Source organism: Halomonas alkalisoli, from assembly GCF_021412585.1.
GTDB lineage: Bacteria > Pseudomonadota > Gammaproteobacteria > Pseudomonadales > Halomonadaceae > Halomonas > Halomonas alkalisoli.
Map to the genome: position 1 here is coordinate 82579 of NZ_JAKCMI010000028.1, position 24387 is coordinate 106965.

A 24387-nucleotide genomic window follows, 5' to 3' on the forward strand; every position below is an offset into this window, starting at 1 on the left:
ATAAGTTGCATCTATAGGTGGGTCTGGTTTGGGTATACACGGGTGGTGATGGTCAGTAGTAGGTAGTCACTCTGAGTCCATGCTTGGGCTGGGCTTCATGTCTTTCTTTATGAGTCCGCTTTGCACTTCTCCTCCATAACTGTTCAGTAATCGAACGTCGCCGATCTTGCTGGTAACGTGCCGTTGCCCATTGAGGCGCTCGCATTGATCGTGCTGCACATTCCAAGGTCTGGCGAGTGTTCGCCTCCTTCTGCTGAATGGCGAGGTCACGCTCAGCCTCGATCTTCTTGGCCTGACCCATGAGTGCCTCGATGTACTTCATCGGGTTGGTCAGTAGGTCTGCCGCTGCGTGGTCTGCTACTGCGACTCCTTGGGTCTGACCCGGGGCGAAGAACACGGCCAGCTTCGGGTGTGCCCAGGTGCTACGGTTGGGGATGTAGCGGTTGCCTGGGATTTTATCTACGAGTTCTTGGGCCGGGATTTTCCCGGTGCTAGAAAGTTCAGCGATGTATTCCTTCGTTACTGGCGACCGCATGAAGTCGGGCAGGAACTTCCCCAGTGACCCAGTCTTGGAAGGCCTTCGCCTCGGCTTGTCGCTACGCATGATGAGTTTGTAGAGGCCTGGCACGGAGACCACGGCACCCTTACGCTTTCCCTGTAACGGATACAGGGTCTTCTCATCGGCAGCCAGCTTGCGGGTTGCCACAGTAACGTTCGGTCCATTGGGCTGGATGTGTAGGCCGAGCGCACGACACACGTCAGCGGCTACGAACCAAGGCTCGCCAGCGATCTCCACTACGCGAACGGTCAGGGTGTTGTCGTTCCACTGAATTGCCTATTCGCTTAGAAGATACCGGGTTGAAGCCTCATATGAGCCGGGCCACTTATGACGAATTCTTGCCCAGTCTCTGATGCTCTTGGCAATTCCTTCATATCCAGGGAATAGGGTTACTCCAGAAACACCGACTGACTCACAACATGCCAGCAGCTCACCTGCTTCAGTTTTTGGAAGTGTCACACATTGAAGATGAAACGGGGCGTCAGGGCCAGAAAAATCACAGGCTCTTAGCTCCAGCCTTCGCTCGGTGAATATATCATTACTATTGCCTTCAGTGCGCGAGACAGTAAACAAGCCCGACTGTGCCGCCAAGTAAGGGCTTGTTGCTCCCGGAGGTTGTGCAAAACTAACCTCACGGACCCGTGTGCTTAGGGCCCAAACGGCAAGGCTGCCAGTAAGAATAGCTTGATCGTCATTGAGACTCGATAGGGCAGAAGCGGCTGCAAAATAAGCCGCTATATAAGAGCTGCGAGTCCAGTCGAGTAGGCAGGTTGGAACACCGTGATGCTGAGCAAATGCTAGCAGATTGTACATGGCTGGATCGGGCCACTCTTGACTGGTTCCTATCAACTCATCTATAGGATCAAGCTGTTGTCGCACCTGTGGGGAGTCGCCTGGTATCGCTAGACCCGCTCGATCACAAGCAGCGATAAAGGCCTTAATTACTGCTTTTTCAAATTCTACCTGATCATTACAGGAAATGTCTTGATTGCCGTAATAGCGGGCTGCAGTCACTTCGCCCTGTCGGCGGTGGGCGGAAGGAACGAGACCAAATTCCGCATCTGGTTGTCCGCGAAATACATGGATGCTATTTTTCCAGCGCTCTGTCTCTAAAGGGTTAAGATACTCTAGAAACTGACGAGCAGTTGTACACGGATAGAATTGGCAGCAGTGCGCTTGGCTGGTCATATCACTCCATTCCATCTCTCCCCCCCTTGGCTCCTAAGTTTATGTTTTCCCGCAGTTGAATCTACTAGTAACCTTACCATGGTCTGTGTGAAGGGGCTCAAGGGGCGCCTAACGCCTGGGCAGCGCAGTGATCGGTATCGTTACCTTGATGACCTCAGAATCGTTGTTGTAACCGCCGGGAGCAGTGGCGGCTCCCCGTTGGGTAAGTGCTGTTCAGCAAACAATTTTCCTCGGGTTGAGGATTTCAGCTATCAGGTTTCAGCAGGGCTTCAGCCTTGATCGCTTCCACAGCCTTCAGCCTCGCCTTGAAGTCCGGGCCACGGTGATAGACCTTGCTGGCTGTGGTCAGTCCTCGTTCATGACCTGTGACCCAGACCACGAGCTGCTCTTGGAAGCCAGCTCCGAGCATGATGGTGATGGCTGTGGTCCTGAACGAGTGGAAGCCTATCTTTCTGCCTTCCTTGGGAATCGTCTTCCCGGTCAGCCGAGAGAACCACTGGGAGAACTTCGGTCCCTTCTTCCCATCGGTGCGGTTCGTTGCCCCAGCTTCGGGGAAGAGGTACTCAGACCCTGCCGTCTGGGCTTGCTTGAGCTGCTCTAGTACCAGCGGCTTGATGGCGGAGTGTAGCGGGACGTCTCGTGTAGCATTGCTGTTCTTTCCCTTGCCTTCACGCACTGACAGGCACCAAACGCCTTGCTGCTGGATGATGTCGGTCGTCTTAAGCGAACACAGCTCTTCGAGCCTTGCGCCTGTGTAGAAGCCGAGGCGGGGCAGCAGGTAGAAGATGCCGTCATCCCCTTCCGTGGCTTTGAAGATCGCCTCGACGTCATCGCGGGTGAATTGATCGTAGCTCTTCACGGTGGCCTTGGGGTTGAGGCTGTGCCCCTTGAAAGGGTTCCCGGTTGGCAGCGGCTCTTCCATGGTGTACTCGGCGTGACGCCAGAGAGCCGACAGACCCGAGAGGTAGTTGGCCACGGTCTGCTTGGTCTTGCCGATGCTGAGCTGGTCTGTGGTGAATTCCCTGACCTGCTTGCGCGTCATCGTGACCAGGGCCGCGTCTTCTGTCCCGAGGTTGTCGAGGAAGAGCTGTACGGCATGGCTGTTCTTCAAGCGTGTGGAGTGCTTCCGCTCGATGAGAGGGGAGTGGAGCCAGTCTTCGAGGGCTGCCTTGAGGGTGAGCCTGTACGTCTCCGGCGTCTCGGTTGTGCCCATGTAGCGTAGAGCGTCCTGCTCGATTTCAGACAGCTTCTCTGCCTCGATCACTTCAAGCAGATACGGGCCATCAGGGTCATTGCTGCGCAGCTCCTGGTCAGCCTCTGTGAAGCGCTCACGGGCAGCCAGGAACAGACCACGCCGCTTCGCCTGGCAGAGTTCCCCTGTTAGCGAGGCTTCCAGCTCCGACAGCTCAACCAATAGTCGGTCCCTGATCCGGCAAGCGTCATCAAGGTCGCCAGTCTGGGTGCTCTGCTGGAGCATTTTCTTGCCGAGGTGTTGAGCGAGGGTAGGGGAGAGCCGCTTCTGGACGAACCAGACGTTGCCCCTCATGCGAAGGTGTCGGGTGTCGGCTGGCTTGCCTCTGGCCATAGATGATGCTCCGGTGCGCTAGTGGAAGAACGCGGAGCATACAGCGGAGCGGGGGAGAAGTGTAGCCACTTTTGTAGCCATTCCTGTAGCACCTAACCCCATGATTGGTGGGGAAAACCTTGAGTATCAACGGCTTGAGTGGCTACTGGAGCGGGTGAAGGGAATCGAACCCTCGTCTTAAGCTTGGGAAGCTTCTGCTCTACCATTGAGCTACACCCGCGACCGTGTTTCGATAGTAAACTCAATGTCTTATGCGACGCAAGCCATCTCGCGCTTTTGCCGGCCCTGCTCCTCTAAGTGTTTGTTTTTCCGCTCGGGTGATGTGCTGCCCGAATAGTGAAAGCGGTTGGCAAGAAAAATCTTTCGTCGAGCGAGAACTTTTGTCGCTTGCGCTGTCTGATCTAGTACAGACAACAGCGCGATGGCAGTCGCTAACACTGTTGCTCTGGCTCGCAGTTTCGATCTTGCCGCCCATGTTCGCATGTGGCGGCTTTCTTTTGCGCCTACGTTCCTCTGCCTTCGCGCCTGCTGGCCAATGGGGCGGGGGCGTCGAGACTGCGCCCGGCGATCGCCGGGCGCAGTGTCAGGATGGATAGAGTATGAATAGGAGGGCGGCGCCGACCTATTTGTGTCGCATGCGCACAATGGCCGTGAGGACATCGCGACGAGTGACGATGCCGACCAGTCTCTCCTGCTCGACTACCGGATAAACCTTGGGCTTGTTCCCCAGCATCTCCTGGGCAAGATCGGTGATGCTCTTGTTGGGTGAAACCGACAGGACCTCGTTACGCATCAGGTCCCTGACCAGTGGCGGCTCGTCGTTGAGGTAGGCGCTCTCGAGAACCTTTCCCATGACATCCTGTTCGGATATGAAGCCGATCAAGCGGTCACTCTTGTCGACCACGGGAACCCCCGGCAGTCGATGCAGGGCCAAGCCTTCGGCAAGGGTTGTCACGGAGGTGTTGGCGGTGACCCGATAGCAGTCGCGGGACATGATGTCGCGAACGATGGTGGGAGCCTTTGTGGGCATGGGGCATCTCCTTGGCCGGTGGCACTTGGCAGGTCATGTAACCATCATAGCCGAGAGGAGCCCGGGTCTGGCCAGTGGGCATAAACACTTTTTCCAACGCTGCTGCGATTCTGTCCCGGAACATGGCGCCCTGCCATGACTCCAATCCTGTACGCTACCCTACGAGGTCGGCTTGCCTTGCGGATGAGCCGCCTTACCAGAGGAGACTGCGATGGATGCCCGGGAATATCTGGCCAGGAAAGGCATTGGCCAGGGTCGAGAGGAAGAGCGCCCCAATACGCTGGAAGAAAAGGCCTGGGAGCGAGCTCGTGGTGCTGGCGATCATAAGCCGCATGCGGGCACCCCTTATGATTGGGAGGACTGGGAGCGCTATCACGATGAATTGGCCGAGGGCGCCGAGAAAATCGAGCAGAAGATCGACCATGACGCTCACCGTCATGGATCGGCGTCGTCATCACGTGATGCGGTCCAGCATGTGACTCCGCCCGATGCCGGCCATTCACGCATCGGGGGCGCGCACCAATCACAGGATGCGGCTCGGGTATATTCCACGGCGCTTCGCGTTGCCTTGAAGCTATTGGCGGTTTTGATGCCGCCACTGGCAGTGGGGCTCTCCCATGGCGGCAGGCGTCGTATCGTGGTGAGTCTGCTGTTGACCCTGCTGGGCTGGGTGCCTGGCATGATCCATGCCTTCATGTGGCTCAGGCGCGTGCTTGGCTGAGTCGAGGCCCCTTCACCGTTCCCTTCCTCAATCGCTCATACGAGCGCTGCTATGAACGCGAAACCGCGCAATAATGTTCGGAAGCGAAAGGTTTTGCGCGGAACGAAATGGCTTGCCGGAACAGTTCTCCTGATATGACAGTAAGTTAGCGAAACCTGAAGGCACTTTTTTCATTTCCTTAGACCAAGGTCTAGGGCGTGAGGCGCTCGTGAACGTTGCCCATGGGTGGGTCGTGCGCTAGTCTCGCTATCGAAATCGAACATTTTCGGTCAGGAATGATTGAAAGCGAACATTTCGGTTGCGCTGGGCGCAATCTCTACGCCGAATCGACCCAGAACAATAACCAGGGCGAAGTGTATGTCTTCCTATCTGCTATCCATCGATCAGGGCACCACCAGCTCCAGGGCGATTCTTTTCGACCGTGAGCTCCGCCCTGTGGCCATCTCCCAGCAGGAGCTTGCACAGTCCTTTCCCGCGGATGGCTGGGTCGAGCACGACCCGGAGTCGATCTGGGAGTCGGTGCAGTTCATCTGTCGTGATGTCCTGAGAAAAGGGAGTGTTCGGGCCGCCGATCTGGCGGGTGTCGGAATCACCAATCAGCGCGAATCCACGCTGGTCTGGGATCGCACCACTGGCAGACCGATCCATCCGGTCATCGTCTGGCAGGACCGGCGGACCGTGCAGCAGTGCGAAAGCCTGAACGCTGCTGGCCACGCCGAGGACGTTCAGGCACGGACCGGCTTGTTGATCGATCCCTATTTTTCCGCCACCAAACTGGCCTGGATTCTCGACGAAGTCCCCGGCGCTCGCGAGCGCGCCGAGCGCGGTGAGCTGGCCTTCGGCACCATCGATACCTTCCTGATCTGGCGGCTGACCGGTGGCAGGCAGCACCTCACCGATGCGACCAATGCATCGCGCACCTTGCTTTTCAATATCCACACCCAGGCGTGGGACGAAAGGCTTCTCGAACTGTTTGATATCCCCTCCGCCCTGCTACCCGAAGTCAAGGATTCCAGCGATGACTTCGGCCTGGTCGATGCATCGCTGCTTGGCTGCGAGGTGCCGATAGCGGGCGTAGCGGGTGACCAGCATGCCGCCCTGGTCGGGCAGGCATGTTTCGAGCCGGGAATGGCCAAGAGTACCTACGGTACCGGCTGCTTCATGATGCTCAATACCGGTGAGACAGCGGTCGTTTCAAATAACCGTTTATTGACTACGCTTGCCTATCGACTCAACGGCCGGCCTACCTATGCCATCGAGGGCAGCATCTTCGTGGCTGGTGCAACCGTGCAGTGGCTCAGGGATGGCTTGCAGCTTTTCAAGGATGTCGCCGAGACCGAGCGCCTCGCCCACCAGACTCGCGCGGGGCACAGCGTCTATCTGGTTCCCGCCTTCACCGGCCTGGGGGCGCCGCACTGGGATCCGCGGGCACGAGGCGCCATTTTCGGGCTGACCAGGGATACCGGCATTGCCGAGATCGTCGCCGCCGGCCTGCAATCGGTCTGCTTCCAGTCCCGTGACCTGCATGTCTGCATGGGGCAGGACATGGCGCTGGGGCAGGGGCGGCTGAGGGTCGATGGCGGCATGGTGTGCAACAGCTGGCTGATGCAGTTCCTGGCCGACATGCTCGGCCAGGAGGTGGACAGGCCGGCGGTCCTCGAGACAACGGCCCTGGGTGCGGCGTATCTGGCCGCGCTGGGGGTGGGGTGGTATCGCTCACTGGATGAGCTGGCCGCACTTTGGCAATGCGAGCGAACCTTCACGCCGAGCATGACTTCTGCCGAGCGGGAATCGCTCTACGACGGTTGGCAGAGTGCCGTGCGACGTGTGAGGAGCGATCTCGGCGAGGCCGTGCCGGCCTGAGCTGTGTGCCTGCCCCGGCAGGCCAGATCCTTGGCGGTCATCGCGCAGCATGCGGTGACTAACAATCCGACATAACAACGATGACAGCGAGTTCAGCATGTCACTGATCCTGGAAAACGTCGATCACGTGGTCAACGGGGCCACGCATATCGAAGGCGTCAATCTGGAGTTGGCGCCGGGTTCGTTCAATGTCCTGCTGGGAAGAACCCTGGCCGGCAAGACGACACTGATGCGAATCATGGCCGGGCTGGATACGCCGACCCGAGGAAGAATATTGATGAACGGGGAGGACGTTACCCGAACCTCGGTACGTCGGCGCAATGTGTCGATGGTCTACCAGCAGTTCATCAACTATCCGAGCCTTACCGTCTTCGACAACATTGCGTCGCCATTGAGGCTGGCCCGCGTTCCCAAGGCAGAGATCAACAGGCGGGTTCATGAAACCGCGGAGATGCTGCATATCGAGCATCTCCTGGACCGGTTCCCTCAGGAGCTGTCGGGTGGCCAGCAGCAGCGTACCGCCATGGGCCGGGCCCTGGTCAAGGATGCCGACCTGATCCTGTTCGACGAGCCGCTGGTCAACCTGGACTACAAGTTGCGCGAGGAGTTTCGCGAAGAGCTTCGGGAGCTCTTCAAGACACGTAACTGCATTGCCGTCTATGCCACGACCGAACCCAACGAGGCGCTGGCACTGGGCGGCTATACTGCGGTACTGCATGAGGGAAGGTTGTTGCAGTATGGCCGTACCGACGATGTCTATCATCGACCGAAGGACATCCTTTCCGCCGAGATGTTCTCCGAGCCGCCCATCAATATTGTACCGGCGATGGTGTCGGGTTCAGAGGTGACATTCGACCGAAATATCCATTTTCCATTGAATCAGGATCTGGGCGCGCTGGCCCCGGGTCAGTATCACTTCGGCGTCAGGGCATCGCATATCGGTTTGCAACCACAGGCCGATGATGACCTTGAGCTCGAGGTAACGGTTGATATTGCGGAAATTAGTGGTTCTGAAACCTACCTGCATGTGAGAAACGATTTGTTCAATTTGGTTCTCCATCTCACGGGGATTTATGACTTCGATGTAGACCAGACGATCAAGGTCTATTTTCCGACACACAAGATATATGCCTTCGACAGGAGTGGTGGCGTCGTACACATTCCTGCACGGCCAGGGGTGCAGTGAGATGGCTCAGATTACTTTGAAGGCGCTGGCTCACAGCTATTCGACCAGTCCAGACGGGCCGCAAGACTATGCCATACGTGAAATGGATCACGTTTGGCATCAGGGAGGTGCCTATGCGCTTCTTGGACCTTCGGGCTGTGGAAAATCCACCCTGCTCAATATCATCTCCGGCCTGCTGACACCCTCTGATGGGCAGGTGCTGTTCGATGACCAGGTCATGAACGAATTACCTCCTGAGGAGCGTAATATCGCTCAGGTTTTCCAGTTTCCGGTGGTTTACGACACCATGACGGTTTTCGATAACCTGGCGTTCCCTCTGCGAAACATCGGCACGTCGGCAGACAAGGTCAAGCAGCGGGTTGCAGAAGTGGCAGATATTCTCGATCTCACCTCGCTGCTCAAGCGCAAGGCAAAGAACCTGACTGCGGATGAAAAGCAGAAAGTATCGATGGGGCGCGGGTTGGTACGTGACGATGTCTCCGCCATCCTCTTCGATGAGCCGCTGACGGTCATCGATCCTCAACTCAAGTGGAAACTGCGTCGCAAACTCAAGGAGATCCACGAGAAATTCAATATCACCATGATCTATGTGACGCACGACCAGCTCGAAGCCTCCACCTTCGCCGACAAGATAGCGGTGATGTATGACGGACAGGTCGTGCAGTTCGGTACTCCGCGGGAGCTATTCGAAGTGCCGGCACACACTTTCGTGGGTTATTTCATCGGCAGCCCGGGGATGAATTTTCTCGATGTCGAGCTGACGAAGTCGGGGGCGCTGGTCAATGGTGTCTCGTTTCCATTGAGCCAACGTTTCCAGGCTGCCATGCGGCGTGCAGGCTCTCGTAATCTGAAAATCGGTATACGCCCTGAGTTCGTAGAGGTGTTGCCGGAATCATCCGACGATACCTGTGTGGTGGAAGTCAAGAACACCCAGGACTTTGGCACCTACCGCATCCTCTCCTTCCATTTCGCTGGCCAGAATCTGAAGGCGCGTATCGATGAGGGTCAGGTCGTGTCAGGGGATCGGGTTCATGTGCGCTTTCCGGATGCACATTTGAACCTGTACGTCGATGAGTATCGCGTGGAGGTGGGTGATGAATAAGGTATACAATAACAAGGCATGGTTTCTCATCCTGCCCATGCTTCTGCTGGTGGCTTTTTCCGCCATCATACCCCTGATGACCGTAGTCAATTATTCGGTCCAGGACGTTTTCGATGCCAATACGCGTTTCTTCACGGGAACCGAGTGGTTCGAGACGATGCTGAACAATCCGACGCTGCAGGCCGCTCTGCTGCGTCAGTTTGCCTTCTCCTTCACCATCCTGGCCATTCAGGTGCCGCTCGGCATCGGCATCGCCCTGTTGATGCCAAAGCGGGGCTGGCAGGCATCTGCCGTGTTGATCCTCATAACCCTGCCGCTGCTGATTCCCTGGAACGTGGTGGGCAGCATCTGGCAGCTCTTCACCCGCGGCGACATCGGCCTGATGGGCGTGGGCATTCGCCAACTGGGCTACGCCTACAATATCACCCGCAATCCCGCCGATGCCTGGGCCACCATCATCCTTATGGACGTGTGGCACTGGACGCCGCTGATCGCTCTGCTCTGCTACAGCGGCCTGCGTTCGATTCCCGATGCCTACTACCAGGCAGCGCGCATCGACAGGGCATCGAAGTGGGCGGTGTTCCGCTACATCCAGCTCCCCAAGCTGACTAACGTTCTGGTCATCGGCATCCTGCTGCGCTTCATGCACTCCTTCATGATCTATGCCGAGCCGTTCGTGCTCACCGGCGGCGGGCCGGGCAGCTCCACCACCTTCCTCAGCCAGTCGTTGACCACCATGGCCATCGGTCAGCAGGACCTGGGCCCGTCGGCGGCGTTCTCCCTGATCTATTTCCTGATCATCCTGCTGGTCTGCTGGGTCTTCTATACCGCCATCATGAATATGCAGAAAGACAATGCCAATCAGGGAGGAGCCTGACATGACCCGCTCCGTACCGACCACGCCTGAAACCGTTCGCCAACAGGCCGCCGAGAGCGCTGCCAAGCGTCGCAAGCGGGCACGCTCCGCCCCCATTCGTTGGCGGCGCCGCACGTTGCTCGGGCTCTACCTCGTCTTCGTGATGCTGCCGATCTACTGGCTGCTCAACCTGTCGTTCCAGACCAACAGCGAGATACTCGGCAGCTTCTCGTTCTGGCCTCAAAACTTCACACTGGGCAACTACGTGGGCATCTTCACCGATGCCAACTGGTACATGGGCTACGTCAACTCGCTGGCCTACGTACTGATGAACATGCTGATCAGCATTTCGGTGGCGCTGCCTGCCGCATATGCCTTCAGCCGCTTCCGGTTCATCGGCGACAAGCACCTGTTCTTCTGGTTGCTGACCAACCTGATGGCACCACCGGCGGTCTTCCTGCTGCCTTACTTCCAGCTCTACTACTCGGTGGGCCTTTTCGATACCCATATCGCCGTCGCACTGGCTCACTGCCTGTTCAACATCCCGCTGGCGATATGGATTCTCGAAGGTTTCATGAGTAGCGTGCCCAAGGAGGTCGACGAGACGGCCTATATCGATGGCTACAGTTTTCCACGCTTCTTCGTCACGATATTCATCCCGATGATTCGCTCGGGAATCGGCGTGACACTGTTCTTTCTGTTCATGTTTTCGTGGGTCGAGCTGTTGCTCTCCCGCACGCTGACCGCAACCAATGCTCAGCCGATTGCCTCGATAATGACGCGTACCTCGACGGCGTCGGGTATCGACTGGGGAACCCTGGCAGCGGCCGGTGTGCTGACCATCCTCCCGGGCATCGTGGTGGTCTACTTCGTGCGTAATCACATTGCCAAGGGCTTTGCCCTGGGCCGGACCTGAACGGGAGGAAACCACGATGGAATGGATGGTCTGGACGTTACCCACGGCAATCTTCTTCTCTGTCATCGCCGCGATACTGCTTGGCATGACGGCCTGGGAGCTGGCGTCGCCCACGGTGGAGCGGCGTGGCTTCCTGCCGATCGCCACCACCCGTGGCGACCGGCTCTTCATAGGCCTGCTTTCCGCTGCCTATATTCATCTGGCAGTCGTCGGCTTCACCGATATCACGATTTGGTTTGCCCTGGGGGCTTCCGTCTTATGGTTGCTGGTGCTGATGCGCTGGGGCTGAACCAAGGCAGTACGGACGATAAACGTGTCACGGATGACTAACAATACGCACAACGAGGTCAACATGAAGAACAAAAGGATCCAACTGACGGCAATGGCAGGCAGCATTCTGCTTGCGTCTGCCGCGCTGCATGCCGACTCCCACGATGCACGGGCCATCGCCGAACGACTGGTCGATGAACACTTCCAGAACTCCACGCTCTCACGCGAGGAGCAGATCGAGGAGCTGCTGTGGTTTGCCCAGGCCGCCGAGCCGTTCCGCGGCATGGAGATCAATACCGTCGCCGAGGGTCTGACCACCCACGTCTGGGAGCGCGACGTGCTGGCACCGGCCTTCGAGGAGCTTACCGGCATCAGCGTGACCCACAACATCATCGGCGAGGGTGATGTAGTGGACAACATGCAGACCCAGATGCAAACCGGCCGCAACATCTACGATGGCTACGTCAATGACTCGGACGCCATCGGTACCCATATCCGCTATGGCACCACCGTCAACCTGTCCCAGGCGATGGAGAACGAGTGGGCGGATTTTACGTTGCCGACGCTGGATCTGGATGACTTCATCGGGCTGCAGTACACCACCGGCCCCGATGGCAGCATCTACCAGCTGCCGACTCAGCAGTTTGCCAACCTCTACTGGTTCCGCTACGACTGGTTCCAGCGCGAGGACCTGCAGGAGCAGTTCCGCGATATCTACGGGTATGACCTGGGCGTGCCGACCAACTGGACGGCCTACGAGAACATCGCCGAGTTCTTTACCGAGCACGTTGGCGAGATCGACGGAGTGCAGGTCTATGGGCACATGGACTACGGCCGCCGTGATCCGTCGCTTGGCTGGCGCTTCCACGACTCCTGGCTCTCCATGGCCGGCATGGGCAGCCCGGGCGTACCGTTCGGCAACCCGGTGGACGACTGGGGTATCCGTGTCGATGAAGAGAGCCGCCCGGTGGGTGCCAGCGTGACCCGCGGTGGGGGTACCAATGCGCCTGCCTCGGTATTTGCCATGCAGAAGGCCGTGGACTGGCTCCGCGACTACGCGCCGCCCGAGGCCCAGGGCATGACCTTCGGCGAGGCCGGCCCGGTGCCTGCCCAGGGCCAGATCGCCCAGCAGATCTTCTGGTACACGGCCTTTACTGCCGACATGACCGATCCCAGCGTCGCGGTCACCGATGAAGAAGGCAATCCCAAGTGGCGCATGGCGCCGTCACCGGTGGGCCCGTACTGGGAAGAGGGCATGAAGGTGGGCTATCAGGACGTGGGCTCCTGGACCTTCTTCGACTCCACCCCGGAGGATCGCCGTACCGCTGCCTGGCTGTTCGGCCAGTTCACCACCGCCAAGACCGTCTCCCTGGAAAAGCTGATTGCCGGCCTCACGCCAATCCGTGAATCCGACATTTTCTCCGACCAGATGACCGAGATGGCTCCGAAGCTGGGTGGCCTGGTGGAGTTCTATCGCAGCCCCAACGAGTCAAACTGGACGCCGACCGGTACCAACGTGCCTGACTATCCGCGCATGGCGCCGCTCTGGTGGCAGAACCTCGCACCGGTCATCAGCGGTGAAATCACGCCGCAGGAAGGTCTCGACAACCTGGCCGGTGCCATGGACAACATCATGTCCCGCCTGGCTCGGGCCAATGTGTTCGAGGCCTATGCACCCGCACTCAACGAGGAGCAGGACGCCGAGTACTGGTTGTCGCAGGATGGCGCGCCCAAGGCCAAGCTCGATGACGAGATGCCACAAGGCACCACCGTTCCCTATGACCAGATGATGGAGGAGTGGATGGCTGCCGGTACACGTTGAGGGGTCCTGTCGGGCGGTGGTGCCTGACCGAGACCACTTTCACCGGCGCGGCAAGCCCGTACCGACTTGCCGCGCCCGAGCCCGACACCCGCTGTTCGTGTTTCCGGTAGCCTGACCGGGTCAACTTTTCCCCCGTTCGGCGCTTGCCGAGCGGGTTTTTTTTCGAAAAGGTCCGAATTTCCAGATAGGTCCACACATGCAACTGCGCAGCAGCAATATCGACAAGTTGACGGGAGAGGTCTTCGACGTCCTGATCGTCGGCGGTGGCATCAACGGTGCAGCTGCCGCGGCGGCCCTGGCAGGAAAGGGCGCCAGGGTGGCATTGGTCGAACGTGGCGACTTCGCCGGCAGCACCAGCATGCACTCCTCCAATCTGGTTTGGGGCGGCATCAAGTACATGGAGAGCCGTGATTTCGCCCTGGTTCGCAAGCTTTGCAAGAGTCGTAATCACCTGATCAAGAGCTACCCCTCGACGGTGCAGGAGATTCGTTTCCTGACCACCATTTCGAGGGGCTTTCGATACCACCCCCGCTATCTCTGGGCCGGCAGCTGGCTCTATTGGCTGATCGGCAACGGCTTTACGCGCATCCCCCGCTTCCTGACGCCCTCGGCGATCAAGCAGAGCGAAGCGATCGTCGACGTGGGCGAGGCCATGGGTGGCTTCGAGTACTCGGACGCCTATCTCCATGACAACGACGCCCGCTTCGTCTTCAACTTCGTTCGTGGGGCGCTCAATTATGGCGGCGTGGCAGTCAATTATGTCGAGTCGCTGGGTGGAAGGCGTGAGAACGGGCTTTGGGTCACCCAGTTGCGTGACGTAATGGATGGCAGAACGCTGGAGGTGCGCTCTCGCGTCCTGATCAACGCGGCGGGTCCCTGGGTGGACAAGCACAACGCCCTGACGGGGCAGCAGACCGATTATCGTCATGTCTACTCCAAGGGCATTCACCTGATCGTGCCGCGACTGACCGACAGTCAGCGCGTACTGGCCTTCTTCGCCGACGATGGCCGTCTCTTCTTCGTCATCCCCATGGGGCCGAGAACCTGTATCGGTACCACCGACACCCGGGTCGAGAAGCCGGAAGTCGGTGTCACCGAGGAGGACATCCGCTTCGTCCTGGACAACATCAACAAGCGGCTTACCCTGGACAAGCCCCTGACCACCGACGACATCATCTCCACCCGATGCGGCGTTCGACCCCTGGCCGTACGGGCCAGCGGCGGTGCTGATCGCGACTTTCTTCAGCTGTCGCGCAAGCATGCCATCGACATCAATGGCGACGACGCCCACCTGAGCATTTTCGGCGGCAAGCTCACCGATTGCCTCAATGTCGGCGACGAGGTGGTCGATGCCGTTCGCAACATGGGCGTGACGATACCTCACCCGGGCCACCGCTGGTATGGCGAGCCGCCGGCAGAGGTCCGGCAGGAGTTCATGCATCAGGCCGCGCTGATGGGGCTCGACGCCATGACGGCACCGGAGGCCTCCGAGCCATTGTCGACCCGCCTATGGCGCCGCTACGGCACCCATGCCCTGGAGATGCTCGAAGAGATCCGCGAGGACCGGCGGCAGGCCGAGGTATTGATAGAGGGAACCGAATACCTGCGCTGCGAACTGCGTCATGCCCAGCGTCGCGAAATGGTCACCCGTCTGGAGGATTTCCTGCGTCGACGCTCAAAGATCGCCCTCGTCGTGCACGAGTCGGCGATACGTGACTCGCCCGGGCTGAGAGAAGCCTGTGCGATCCTGTTCGGTGATCAGGCCGAGGCCCGGTACGAGGAGTATTTTGCCGCCAGCCGTGGCGAAGAGGCGGTCCTGCCGACAACCGGCGAGTAAGGAACGGTCTCGGGTGGTCTCGGCCAGGGGAAAGGGGGCTCGGGAAAGAGGTCGACAGGGAATTGATGCGGGGTCGGTTGTGCGTATAATCGCTGTCAACTATTTCGTTCTATGGAGTTTACCGTGGGCTATCTGATTGGCGTTACCGCACTATGGGCCTTTTCGTTCTCGCTGATCGGCGTCTACCTGGCTGGCCAGGTGGACAGCTATTTCGCCGTGCTGGTGCGGGTTGCCCTGGCGGCCCTGATATTCCTGCCCTTCCTGCGGCCGTCGCTCCTGCAGGGGCGGCAGCGCATGACGCTGATGGCGCTGGGCGCCGTGCAGCTCGGCCTGATGTATATCTTCTTCTATCAGTCATTCCTGCTGCTGACGGTGCCGGAAGTTTTGCTCTTCACCATCTTCACGCCCCTCTATGTCACGCTGCTCGACGATGCGCTGTTCGGCCGCTTCACGCCGTTCTACCTGCTCACGGCGGCCCTCGCCGTGCTGGGCGCGGCGGTGATCCGCTACCAGGGGCTCGATAGCGGCTTCTGGCTCGGGTTCCTGGTGGTACAGGGCGCCAATCTCTGTTTTGCCCTGGGCCAGGTGGGTTACCGCCGTCTCTCGGCGACTCTGCCGCCATCCTTGCCGCGCCATAGCGTCTTCGCCTGGTTCTATCTCGGTGCCTTGATCGTCGCACTGCCGGCCTTTGCCCTGCTGGGCAATGCCGGTGCCATGCCCACCACGAGTCTGCAGTGGGGCGTGCTCGCCTGGCTGGGCCTGGTGGCCTCCGGCATCGGCTATTTCCTGTGGAACCTGGGGGCGACCCGCGTGGATGCCGGCGCCCTGGCGATCATGAACAACGCCTTGATCCCCGCGGGGCTTGTGGTCAACCTGGTGATCTGGAACCGCGAGGCCGACCTGCCGCGCCTGGCTATCGGCGGAGCCATTATCGTCGGCTCGCTGTTTCTCAACGAGTGGTGGCTGCGTCGCCGGGCAGCGGTTGCGGCTTGAGTTTGCCCGGCCTGCTGCCAGCCTCCATAATGGCCGGCCGTGATCCGAGAGGCCAGGGCATGCAAACCTTCAAGAACATCGGTCTGATCGGTCGCCTGGGCAGTGCCAAGGTGGTCGATACCCTCAAGCGGCTGCTGCACTTCCTCGACGAGCGGGATTACCATGTGATCATCGAGGATCGCACCGCTACCGTGCTGCTCGACCATGGACATCCGGAGGCCAGTCGCCGCACCCTCGGTGAACTCTGCGATCTGGTTATCGTGGTGGGCGGTGACGGCAGCCTGCTGGGTGCGGCGCGGACGCTTTGCCATAGCGGTACCCTGGTGCTGGGCGTCAACCGTGGCCGCCTGGGATTTCTGACCGATATCTCGCCGGACGAGCTCGAGGAGCGCGTCGGGCAGGTGCTGGCCGGGCAGTACGAGGTGGAAGAGCGGTTCCTGCTCGATGCCGAACTCTACCGGGATGGGGTCCAGGTTGGCAGTGGCGATGCGCTCAACGAGATCGTGCTGCATCCGGGCAAGGCGGTGCGGATGATCGAGTTCGAGCTGTTCATCGACGGCCAGTTCGTCTACAGCCAGCGCAGCGATGGCCTGATCATGGCCACGCCTACCGGGTCCACCGCCTATTCCCTCTCCGGCGGCGGCTCGATCATGCATCCCAAGCTGGACGTGATCGAGCTGGTGCCGATGTTTCCCCATACCCTCTCCAGCCGGCCCATCGTGATCGATGCGGCCAGCGAGATCCGCGTGCATATCGGCGAGACCAATCAGACCTACCCCCATATCAGCTGCGATGGCCAGACCCGTGCCGTGGCCAAGCCCGACGATGTCCTGGTCGTGAAGCGCAAGCCCCAGCGAGTGCAGCTGGTCCATCCCCTGGGCCACAATTTCTATGAGGTCCTGCGCAGCAAGCTGGGCTGGAGCAATCGGCTGGGGGACTGACGTGACGAGACAGGCAGCAATCGAAGGCTACGATCTCATCGGCGACGTGCACGGCTGCGGCGCCACCCTGGGCGCCCTGCTGGAGAAGCTTGGCTATCACCAGCGCGGTGGCGTCTACCGCCACCCGCGACGCCGAGTGATCTTCCTGGGTGACCTGATCGACCGAGGCCCCCGTATCCGCCTGGCGGTGAGCATCGCCCGGCGCATGGTGGAGGAGGGCGAGGCGCATATCGTCATGGGTAACCACGAGTACAATGCCCTGGCCTACTGCCATCGTGCGCCCCGGCGTCTGGGCCGGGAGTGGCTGCGAGAGCATTCGCCGCGGCACAATCGCATCATCAAGGAGACCCTGGAGCAGTATCGCGACCACCCCTCCGAGTGGGAGGAGGCCCTCGCCTGGTTCCTGGAAATTCCGCTGTTTCTGGAGCTGCCCGGCCTGCGAGTGGTGCATGCCTGCTGGGACCAGGCCCTGATCGACTCGCTGCGTCAGACCCACCCCGATGGCCAGATCGACGAAGTCTTCCTGGAAGAGTCGGTCACATCGGGAACCCGGGCGTGCCGGATTCTGGACCGGCTGACCCGGGGGACTCACCTGCCGCTGCCGGAAGGCGTCGAGATCCATTCAGGGGACGGCTTTACCCGGCGCAGCTTTCGCGCTCATTTCTGGGCGAGGGAGCCGCGTACCTGGGGCGACGTCATCTTTCAACCCGACAATCTGCCGGGGGGGCTGGAGGCACGTGCCCTGACCGAAGACGAGCGGGCTCGACTGAGTCATTACGGCCTGGAGGAGCGGCCGCTGTTCATCGGCCACTACTGGTGCGAGGGAATTCCGGCCCTGCCGACGGCCAACATCGCCTGCCTCGACTACAGTGCCGTGAAGTTCGGGCGGCTGGTCGCCTACCGCTGGAGCGGCGAGGCGCGGCTCGACGCCAACCATTTCGTCTGGGTTCGGGTGCCTCAGGAGGAGGCAGCAAGGCCCAGGCCATGGGAGATCGATTTCGACTGAGCGGTGCCGTTCGGAAGGCTGGCAATGCCATTACAAAGAATAACAACATTTTCTCTCTCGGCCCTGAACTTCCCGCTGCAATGTCCATCAGAGTAAGTGTTCCCTTGAATGATCCCTTGCTCTTATCCGGCGGCCCCCTCCGCCGGATTTTTTCTTTGCGTCGGCACGATTCTTCCGTACAAACCATCATTTCCAGCGCAAGCCATTGTGGCGCTCGCCGTTGCGAAGCAGAATTGAACCCGTAATGACTTCAGGGAGTGTTCATGTACCGCATCATGCTGTTTCCCCATGATGCCGAGATCGGAGAGCTGCGCCGAGCGCTTTGGGCCCACCGGATCGGCCACCGCTTCACCGAAGAGGAGGAGGGGCAGGTATTGTGGCTGGCCAACCCCGATCAGCACGACGCCATGATACAGCTGTTGTCGCGCTGGCAGCGGGGCGAGCGGCTCACCACCGAGCGGCGTCGGAAGGCATCGGGCGGCAACTCGCTGGCGGTGCCATTCCGCCAGGCGCCGGTTACGGCCACGGCACTGGCACTTTCCCTGCTGGTATTCGCGCTGATGGGGGTGATGGGCGATATCGTGGTGGCTGCATTGACCATCGTGCCTGTGGGCATCGTCAACGGTAGCGTCATGTTCGGCAGTCTGGGCGATGCCATGGCCTCGGGACAGGTATGGCGGCTGCTCTCTCCAGCCTTCCTGCATTTCGGCTGGATGCATCTCATCTTCAACATGCTGTGGCTGTGGTATTTCGGACGCCAGGTCGAGGCCCTGCAGGGCTCCTGGCGCATGCTGACGATCCTGCTGGTGGCCGGCATCGGCGCCAACCTGGCCCAGTACGCCACCGGCACGGTGCTGTTCGGCGGTATGTCCGGGGTCGACTTCGCCCTGTTGGGCTACGTCTGGCTGATGTCACGGCGAGCGCCCCAGAGCGGCTTCTTCGTTCCCCAGATGCTGGTGGTCTTCATGCTGGGCTGGATGGTTTTCACCATGACCGATGCCGCCGCCGCCGTGGGCTTCGGCAATGTGGCCAACGAGGCGCATCTTGGCGGCCTGGTCGTGGGGCTGGCCATGGGGTGGTATTATTCCGGGCGTGCCCGCCGCCTTTGATCAAGAGAGTTTGCAATGAGCGACATGACCTTCGAGCGCATGATCCAGCAGATGACCCCGGCCATCTACGATAGCCTCAAGCAGGCGGTGTCCCTGCGTAAATGGCCGGATGGCCGGATGTTGACCCCTGACCAGACCGAACTCTGTCTCGAGGCGGTGATGCGCTACGAGGTGGAGAACAACGTGCCCGAGGCGCAGCGGGTCGGCTATCTGGAGCAGCGCACCTGCGGTAGCGCCAGCTCCGGCGCCGATGTGCCGCCGGAGCTGGCTGGACTGGCCCGGGATGCCACCCGTGACTGATGCCCGCCTGATCGAGGCCGAGACAACGCTTCAGGGCTGCCTGAGCAAGATGGCTATCGTCCCCGGTGAACAGGGCGAACCGGTACGCTATACCCTGCGCGCCGGCGAGCAGCGTCTCGACCTTAATGCGCGTCTGGGCAAGCCGCTGCGGCTGACCTGGACGGGCGCCATCGCTTGCACCCATTGCGGTCGTGCGACGAAGAAGAGCTTTGCCCAGGGTCACTGCTATCCCTGCTTCAAGAAGCTGGCCCAGTGCGATACCTGCATCATGAAGCCGGAGACCTGTCATTATTTCGCCGGCACCTGCCGCGAGCCGGAGTGGGGGGAGCGCCACTGCTTCCAGCCCCATGTGGTCTACCTGGCCAACTCCTCCGGCCTCAAGGTCGGCATCACCCGCGGCACCCAGGTGCCGACCCGCTGGCTGGACCAGGGAGCGATCCAGGCCCTGCCGGTGTTGCAGGTCGATACGCGTCAGCAGTCGGGCTTCGTCGAGATGCTGTTCAAGGAGGAGGTGGCCGATCGCACCAACTGGCGTGCCATGCTCAAGGGCGAGGTCGAGCCGTTGGATCTTTGCGCCGAGCGGGATCGGCTGCTGGCGCGCCTGGAAGGGGGGCTGGCCAACCTGCACGAGCGCTTCGGGGCCGAGGCGATTCAGGTGCTCGAGGCCTCGCCGATGGCGTTCGAGTACCCGGTCCTGGAATTTCCCCGCAAGATCGTCTCCCACAACTTCGACAACAATCCCGTCGTGGCCGGCACCCTGCTTGGCCTGAAGGGGCAGTACCTGATCCTCGACAGTGGCGTTATCAACCTGCGCAAGTTCACCGGCTACGAGGTGGCGGTGGCCTGAAACGGTGTCGCAGTGTTGCGGCAAGAGGCTATGCTTGTGCTTCCGACAGCTCAGGACAGGACAATGTATCGCCTGCATATCGCCAACAAGAACTACTCTTCGTGGTCGCTGCGCCCCTGGGTGCTGATGCGCCAGCTCGAGATCCCCTTCGAGGAGTGCCTGACACCCTTCGATCCCGGCACCAGCTGGGCCTCGTTCCGGAGCTTCTCGCCATCGGGCCTGGTCCCCTGCCTGGAAGATGGCGCCCGCCCGGTCTGGGACTCGCTGGCCATCATCGAGTACCTGGCGGAGCGGCATGCCGGCGTATGGCCTGCCGACGACGATGCCCGGGCCTGGGCCCGCTGCGCCAGTAGCGAAATGCACGCCGGCTTCTCCGCGCTGCGTGGGCAGTGCGCCATGAACTGCGGGGTGCGGGTGCGGCTGCATGAGGTGTCGCCGAAGCTGGCGCGCGACCTGGCCCGGCTCGACGAGCTCTGGCAGCAGGGGCTCGAGCGCTTTGGCGGCCCCTTCCTGGCGGGCAACGCTTTCACGGCGGTGGATGCCTTCTTCGCCCCGGTGGCATTTCGCGTGCAGACCTTCGGCCTGGAGCTGAGCGAGCCGTCACTGGCCTATGCCGAGCGCCTGCTGGCACTGCCGGCCATGCGGCAATGGTACACCGAGGCACTGGCCGAGCCCTGGCGCGAGGCGGACCATGAAGCCGAGCTGCACAGGAGCGGCACCGTCCTTGAGGATCGGCGTGAGGTGACGGAAGAATCGCGGCCACAGGCCGACTGACTTTATTCGAACAGGTCGCCCTGGTCGCGGGGCGGCCGGAAGGCCGTGACATCCAGCCGCTGCGCCGAGCGTGCGGCCGGTTCATTGAAGCCCAGTCGCCGGCAGGCATGACCGAAGCGCTGGGCCAGCAGGTCGGCAAACACCCCTTGGCCACGCATGCGCTTACCGTAGCGGGCGTCATAGGTCATGCCGCCGCGACACTGGCGCATCAGGCTCATTACCTTGGCGGCCCGCTCGGGGTAGTGGGCATGCAGCCACTCCTCGAACAGCGGTGCAACCTCGTGGGGAAGTCGCAGCAGGGTCCATCCGGCGCAGTCGGCGCCGGCCTTTCGGGCCGCCTCCAGCAGTCGCTCCATTTCATGGTCGGTGAGCCCGGGAATCACCGGGGCGATCAGGGTGCCGACCGGCACGCCGGCCTGGGCGAGTCCCTCGATGGTTCGCAGCCGGGCGGTGGGGGAGGCGGCTCGCGGCTCCAGGGTGCGCTTGAGGTCACGGTCCAGGCTTGTCAGGCTGATCATGACGCGAACCAGGTTGTGGCCGGCCAGCGCGGTCAGCAGGTCGAGATCGCGCAGGATCAAGGCGCTCTTGGTAATGATCGAAACCGGATGGCGGCACTCGAGCAGAAAGGCGAGTATCTCTCGGGTGCTACCGCGCTCCGCTTCCAGCGGCTGGTAGCAGTCGGTATTGCCGGAGAGGCTGATCGGCCGACAGACATAGCTCGGCTGGCATAGCTCCTCCCGCAGGCGCTCCACCAGGCCGCTGCGGGCGATCAGTCGGGTCTCGAAGTCGAGCCCGGGCGAGAGGTCCCAGTAGGCGTGACTGGGCCGGGCATAGCAGTAGATGCAGCCATGCTCGCAGCCCCGGTAGGGGTTGAGCGAGCGGTCGAAGGGCAGGTCCGGGGAGCGGTTCCATGACAGGGCGCTGCGGGCGGTTTCGTCGCGTACCAGTGTGGCGAGACGTTGAGGCGTCGCGTCCTGCCACCAGCCATCGTCCTCGGTTTCGCTGTGAGTGGGGGCGAAGCGGTTGTCCGGATTGAAGGTGGCGCCGCGCCCCTTGCGTGGCGGCTGCTGGTCGGATGGCGGCATGGTCACGACTCCGTTAGCTGTATTTATGTACAGTATAGAGACCAGCCTATGAAGTGCCAATGCTGGATAAATGACGGCAGCCCATTACGCTTGTTGGCATGACGTCATCTACCCACAGTGAATCCCGGGACCTCGCCGAAGCGCTCTTTTCCGTGCAGGGGCTCTGGTGCACCAGCTGTGCCCTTGCGGTGGAGGCGCAGTTGGAACGGCTGCCCGGCGTCACGTCGGCCAGCCTGCATTATCCCAGCGCGACCCTGCTGGTGTGCGGGCAAGCCGAGGCTCTCGACGAGAGCGTCCTGGCCAGCGCGGTACGCCGCATCGGCTATCGGTTGGGACCACCGGAGGCGGCCGGCGATGCCGAGGCACGCCTCGAGAAAGAGAGCCGCTACCTCATCTTGCGGCTGCTGATCGCCGCCTCCTTCGGCATGTGGACGATGATCGCATCGCTGCTGATCTATGCGGGGGCGTTGCCCGATGGCGGACTGGAGCAGGTACTGGCCTGGGTGTCGGGAGCCTTTGCCTTGCCTGTCGTGGTCTATGCCGGGCTGCCATTCTATCGTGCCGCCTGGCGAACCCTGCGCGCCAGGCGCCCCGGCATGGACGCGCTGGTCTCGCTGGGCACCCTGGGGGCCGTAGGGGTTTCGCTGTGGTTGCTCTATCAAGGCTCGGCAGAGGTCTACTTCGATACGGCGGTCATGCTGATCCTGCTGCTGCTGGCGGGTCGGCTGGTCGAGACCCTCTGCCGTCATCGCGGCCTGCGTGCACTGCATGCCCTGCATACGCCACCCGGTGAGGTGCGACGACGGGACCGGGGCCGCTGGCGGAGCTGCCCGGTGGAGACCGTTGCGCCGGGGGATTGTCTCTGTGTGGAACAAGACGAGGTGCTTCCCCTGGATGGGGTGCTCAGGGAGGGGGAGGCGTTGCTCGACCTTGCGCCGCTGACCGGGGAGAGTGCGCCACGTCGCTGCCTGCCGGGTGACGCCGTGGCAGCTGGCTGTCGCAACCTGGGTGGGCCATTGATACTGGAGGTGACGGCCGTCGCCGGTGAGTGCCGACTGGACAAGCTGCGTGAGCAGATGTGGTGGCAGCAGGCGCGCAAGGGTGAGCTACAGCGCCTGGCCGACCGCTTCGCCGCCTGGCTGAGTCCGCTGGCCGTGGCGCTGGCCCTGTTCACCTGGGGCATGGCGCTGCTGGCGGGCGTGCCGGGTGAGGAAGCCCTGGTGCGGGCGCTGTCGGTACTGGTCGTGGCCTGCCCCTGCGCCGTGGGCCTGGCGGTGCCCCTGGCCGGGCTGGGGGGCAGTGGTCAGGCACTCGCCCGGGGCGTGGTGTTTCGCGACCCGAGCACCTTCGAGAGCCTGGCGGGCATCCGGGCCGCGGCGTTCGACAAGACCGGCACCCTGACGCCCGGGGAGCCGAGGGTGCTCGGCGTCAACGTGGCACCCGATGTCGTACGGGCGACGCTGCTGTCGCTCGCGGCCAAGGCGGCCCGGGATAGCCAGCATCCGCTGGCAAGGGCGTTGCGACGTCATCTGCGTGATGAAGGCGTAACCGTGACAAAGGCGGAGGCGGAGAGCGTCACCCGGGCGGAGGAACTGGCCGGACGTGGGCGACGGGTTCGGCTCGATGATGGCCGCGAGCTGCTGCTGGGCAGTCGCTCGTGGCTGGAGGAGCAGGGCATTCGCGCGCCTGAATACGGCGAGGCGTCGAGCAGCGAGATACTGCTGGCCTGCGATGGCCGCTGGCTGGGGAGTTTTACCTTGGGGGAGCAGCCGTTACCCGGCACCGGCGAGACGCTGGCAGGGCTGCGTGAAGCCGGCCTGGCCCTGGCTCTGATCAGCGGCGATCGGCGAGGTGCCGTCGAAAGCCTTGGCAGGACCTTGGGCCTGTCGGCCGAGGAGTGCTACCCGGAGCGGAGCCCCGAAGCCAAGGCAAGGCTCGTCGGTGCACTGCCCCAGCCCTCGCTCTACGTGGGGGACGGCATCAATGACGTGCTGGGCCTGGCGACCGCAACGGTAGGCATTGCACCCCTGGGTGCGAGTTCGGCCGCCCGGGAAGGGGCCGGCGTGGTGTTGATGCGCCCGGGCATCGAGGGCGTGGCCTCCGCATGGTGGCTGGCCCGGCGGACCCGGCGGGTGATGCGCCAGAACCTGGTGCTCTCGGGGCTCTACAATGCCCTGGCGTTGGGGCTGGCGGTGAGCATGGCGATTCCTCCCCTGATCGCCGTGCTGGCCATGGTGGCGAGTTCGCTGAGCGTCATGGGCAACTCCGCTCGGCTGGCATGGCATGACGGCGCGGAGCCGGCAGCCGAGCCGGGCGAGGCAGGGAAACCGTTGAGGCCAGAGGGCGGTGAGTTCGCGATAGAGACTAAGCGGGTCTCCTGAGCGGCATGCGCACCAT

General features: G+C 61.5%; 22 protein-coding genes and 1 tRNA gene. 17 read left to right on the plus strand and 6 right to left on the minus strand.

The genetic code is table 11. The features are described from left to right. Positions 1 to 52 precede the first annotated feature (52 nt). The 5 genes from LY622_RS12925 to LY622_RS12945 all read right to left on the minus strand — a co-directional run bounded on the left by LY622_RS12925 (position 53) and on the right by LY622_RS12945 (position 4362). Positions 53 to 796, minus strand: coding sequence for a BRO family protein (locus LY622_RS12925; protein WP_369413788.1), 744 nt, complete (start codon positions 794 to 796; stop codon positions 53 to 55). 39 nt (positions 797 to 835) lie between these two features. Beyond that, positions 836 to 1762 (minus strand): FRG domain-containing protein, encoded by a 927-nt coding sequence (locus LY622_RS12930; protein ID WP_234291264.1) that lies wholly within the window; start codon positions 1760 to 1762, stop codon positions 836 to 838. 229 nt (positions 1763 to 1991) lie between these two features. Then, positions 1992 to 3293: a tyrosine-type recombinase/integrase gene (locus LY622_RS12935; protein WP_234291265.1), complete on the minus strand. Its 1302-nt coding sequence runs from the start codon at positions 3291 to 3293 to the stop codon at positions 1992 to 1994. Between the two features lie 185 nt (positions 3294 to 3478). Then, positions 3479 to 3552: transfer RNA gene (locus tag LY622_RS12940), tRNA-Gly, on the minus strand. Positions 3553 to 3954: 402 nt separating this feature from the next. Further along, positions 3955 to 4362 (minus strand): CBS domain-containing protein, encoded by a 408-nt coding sequence (locus tag LY622_RS12945; protein ID WP_234291266.1) that lies wholly within the window; start codon positions 4360 to 4362, stop codon positions 3955 to 3957. Between the two features lie 211 nt (positions 4363 to 4573). On the opposite strand from LY622_RS12945, the gene LY622_RS12950 reads away from it, so the two are divergent. From LY622_RS12950 to LY622_RS13025, 16 genes are all read left to right on the plus strand, one after another. Next, positions 4574 to 5083 carry a YqaE/Pmp3 family membrane protein gene (locus LY622_RS12950; protein ID WP_234291267.1) on the plus strand — a complete coding sequence of 170 codons (510 nt, stop codon included), beginning with the start codon at positions 4574 to 4576 and terminating at the stop codon, positions 5081 to 5083. 357 nt (positions 5084 to 5440) lie between these two features. Continuing rightward, positions 5441 to 6946 carry a glycerol kinase GlpK gene (glpK, locus tag LY622_RS12955; protein WP_234291268.1) on the plus strand — a complete coding sequence of 502 codons (1506 nt, stop codon included), beginning with the start codon at positions 5441 to 5443 and terminating at the stop codon, positions 6944 to 6946. Positions 6947 to 7043: 97 nt separating this feature from the next. Next, entirely contained in the window at positions 7044 to 8132 is a 1089-nt protein-coding gene (locus tag LY622_RS12960) for an ABC transporter ATP-binding protein (protein WP_234291269.1), read from the plus strand. 1 nt (position 8133) lies between these two features. Beyond that, positions 8134 to 9234 carry an ABC transporter ATP-binding protein gene (locus tag LY622_RS12965; RefSeq protein WP_234291270.1) on the plus strand — a complete coding sequence of 367 codons (1101 nt, stop codon included), beginning with the start codon at positions 8134 to 8136 and terminating at the stop codon, positions 9232 to 9234. Continuing rightward, the gene (locus tag LY622_RS12970) at positions 9227 to 10111 is read left to right on the plus strand and encodes a carbohydrate ABC transporter permease (protein WP_181872729.1); all 885 of its coding nucleotides are present in this window, start codon (positions 9227 to 9229) and stop codon (positions 10109 to 10111) included. Before LY622_RS12965 ends, LY622_RS12970 begins: the two co-directional genes overlap by 8 nt. 1 nt (position 10112) lies before the next feature. Continuing rightward, on the plus strand, positions 10113 to 11006 hold the full coding sequence (locus LY622_RS12975) for a carbohydrate ABC transporter permease (protein WP_234283214.1): 894 nt from the start codon (positions 10113 to 10115) through the stop codon (positions 11004 to 11006). 16 nt (positions 11007 to 11022) lie between these two features. After that, entirely contained in the window at positions 11023 to 11295 is a 273-nt protein-coding gene (locus tag LY622_RS12980) for a DUF2160 domain-containing protein (RefSeq protein ID WP_234283213.1), read from the plus strand. 63 nt (positions 11296 to 11358) lie between these two features. Further along, positions 11359 to 13098: an ABC transporter substrate-binding protein gene (locus LY622_RS12985; RefSeq protein WP_234291271.1), complete on the plus strand. Its 1740-nt coding sequence runs from the start codon at positions 11359 to 11361 to the stop codon at positions 13096 to 13098. A 196-nt stretch (positions 13099 to 13294) separates the two neighbouring features. Beyond that, on the plus strand, positions 13295 to 14935 hold the full coding sequence (locus LY622_RS12990) for a glycerol-3-phosphate dehydrogenase/oxidase (RefSeq protein ID WP_234291272.1): 1641 nt from the start codon (positions 13295 to 13297) through the stop codon (positions 14933 to 14935). A 123-nt stretch (positions 14936 to 15058) separates the two neighbouring features. Further along, the gene (locus LY622_RS12995; RefSeq protein WP_234291273.1) at positions 15059 to 15928 is read left to right on the plus strand and encodes a carboxylate/amino acid/amine transporter; all 870 of its coding nucleotides are present in this window, start codon (positions 15059 to 15061) and stop codon (positions 15926 to 15928) included. Positions 15929 to 15987: 59 nt separating this feature from the next. After that, positions 15988 to 16869 carry an NAD(+) kinase gene (locus LY622_RS13000; RefSeq protein ID WP_234291274.1) on the plus strand — a complete coding sequence of 294 codons (882 nt, stop codon included), beginning with the start codon at positions 15988 to 15990 and terminating at the stop codon, positions 16867 to 16869. Positions 16870 to 16888: 19 nt separating this feature from the next. Next, a complete protein-coding gene (locus LY622_RS13005; protein WP_234291374.1) occupies positions 16889 to 17875 on the plus strand; it encodes a metallophosphoesterase in 987 nt (328 codons plus the stop codon). Positions 17876 to 18138: 263 nt separating this feature from the next. Continuing rightward, positions 18139 to 18984, plus strand: a complete 846-nt coding sequence (locus tag LY622_RS13010; protein WP_234291275.1) for a rhomboid family intramembrane serine protease — start codon at positions 18139 to 18141, stop codon at positions 18982 to 18984. A gap of 15 nt (positions 18985 to 18999) precedes the next feature. Then, positions 19000 to 19284 carry a YeaC family protein gene (locus LY622_RS13015; protein WP_234291276.1) on the plus strand — a complete coding sequence of 95 codons (285 nt, stop codon included), beginning with the start codon at positions 19000 to 19002 and terminating at the stop codon, positions 19282 to 19284. Next, on the plus strand, positions 19268 to 20131 hold the full coding sequence (locus LY622_RS13020) for a DUF2797 domain-containing protein (protein WP_439649588.1): 864 nt from the start codon (positions 19268 to 19270) through the stop codon (positions 20129 to 20131). The genes LY622_RS13015 and LY622_RS13020 overlap by 17 nt, the downstream gene beginning before the upstream one ends. Before the next feature lie 63 nt (positions 20132 to 20194). After that, on the plus strand, positions 20195 to 20905 hold the full coding sequence (locus tag LY622_RS13025; protein ID WP_234291277.1) for a glutathione S-transferase family protein: 711 nt from the start codon (positions 20195 to 20197) through the stop codon (positions 20903 to 20905). A 2-nt stretch (positions 20906 to 20907) separates the two neighbouring features. Here LY622_RS13025 and LY622_RS13030 read toward each other — a convergent pair whose 3' ends face one another. Next, positions 20908 to 21990: a PA0069 family radical SAM protein gene (locus tag LY622_RS13030; RefSeq protein WP_234291278.1), complete on the minus strand. Its 1083-nt coding sequence runs from the start codon at positions 21988 to 21990 to the stop codon at positions 20908 to 20910. Between the two features lie 98 nt (positions 21991 to 22088). Between LY622_RS13030 and LY622_RS13035 the strand changes: the two genes are divergently transcribed. Next, positions 22089 to 24371 (plus strand): heavy metal translocating P-type ATPase, encoded by a 2283-nt coding sequence (locus LY622_RS13035; RefSeq protein WP_234291279.1) that lies wholly within the window; start codon positions 22089 to 22091, stop codon positions 24369 to 24371. The last annotated feature ends 16 nt before the right edge of the window (positions 24372 to 24387 follow it).

Excerpts from the sequence above, each read along its gene's own strand:
- LY622_RS12990 (WP_234291272.1), top strand. The coding sequence starts at position 13,295 with ATGCAACTGCGCAGCAGCAATATCGACAAGTTGACGGGAGAGGTCTTC.
- LY622_RS12970 (WP_181872729.1), top strand. The coding sequence starts at position 9,227 with ATGAATAAGGTATACAATAACAAGGCATGGTTTCTCATCCTGCCCATG.
- LY622_RS12950 (WP_234291267.1), top strand. The coding sequence starts at position 4,574 with ATGGATGCCCGGGAATATCTGGCCAGGAAAGGCATTGGCCAGGGTCGA.
- LY622_RS13025 (WP_234291277.1), top strand. The coding sequence starts at position 20,195 with ATGTATCGCCTGCATATCGCCAACAAGAACTACTCTTCGTGGTCGCTG.
- LY622_RS13035 (WP_234291279.1), top strand. The coding sequence starts at position 22,089 with ATGACGTCATCTACCCACAGTGAATCCCGGGACCTCGCCGAAGCGCTC.
- LY622_RS13030 (WP_234291278.1), bottom strand. The coding sequence starts at position 21,990 with ATGCCGCCATCCGACCAGCAGCCGCCACGCAAGGGGCGCGGCGCCACC.
- LY622_RS12975 (WP_234283214.1), top strand. The coding sequence starts at position 10,113 with ATGACCCGCTCCGTACCGACCACGCCTGAAACCGTTCGCCAACAGGCC.
- LY622_RS13010 (WP_234291275.1), top strand. The coding sequence starts at position 18,139 with ATGTACCGCATCATGCTGTTTCCCCATGATGCCGAGATCGGAGAGCTG.
- LY622_RS12930 (WP_234291264.1), bottom strand. The coding sequence starts at position 1,762 with ATGGAATGGAGTGATATGACCAGCCAAGCGCACTGCTGCCAATTCTAT.
- LY622_RS13015 (WP_234291276.1), top strand. The coding sequence starts at position 19,000 with ATGAGCGACATGACCTTCGAGCGCATGATCCAGCAGATGACCCCGGCC.
- LY622_RS12980 (WP_234283213.1), top strand. The coding sequence starts at position 11,023 with ATGGAATGGATGGTCTGGACGTTACCCACGGCAATCTTCTTCTCTGTC.
- LY622_RS12935 (WP_234291265.1), bottom strand. The coding sequence starts at position 3,293 with ATGAGGGGCAACGTCTGGTTCGTCCAGAAGCGGCTCTCCCCTACCCTC.
- LY622_RS13020 (WP_439649588.1), top strand. The coding sequence starts at position 19,268 with ATGCCACCCGTGACTGATGCCCGCCTGATCGAGGCCGAGACAACGCTT.
- LY622_RS12965 (WP_234291270.1), top strand. The coding sequence starts at position 8,134 with ATGGCTCAGATTACTTTGAAGGCGCTGGCTCACAGCTATTCGACCAGT.
- glpK (WP_234291268.1), top strand. The coding sequence starts at position 5,441 with ATGTCTTCCTATCTGCTATCCATCGATCAGGGCACCACCAGCTCCAGG.
- LY622_RS12960 (WP_234291269.1), top strand. The coding sequence starts at position 7,044 with ATGTCACTGATCCTGGAAAACGTCGATCACGTGGTCAACGGGGCCACG.
- LY622_RS12985 (WP_234291271.1), top strand. The coding sequence starts at position 11,359 with ATGAAGAACAAAAGGATCCAACTGACGGCAATGGCAGGCAGCATTCTG.
- LY622_RS13000 (WP_234291274.1), top strand. The coding sequence starts at position 15,988 with ATGCAAACCTTCAAGAACATCGGTCTGATCGGTCGCCTGGGCAGTGCC.
- LY622_RS12945 (WP_234291266.1), bottom strand. The coding sequence starts at position 4,362 with ATGCCCACAAAGGCTCCCACCATCGTTCGCGACATCATGTCCCGCGAC.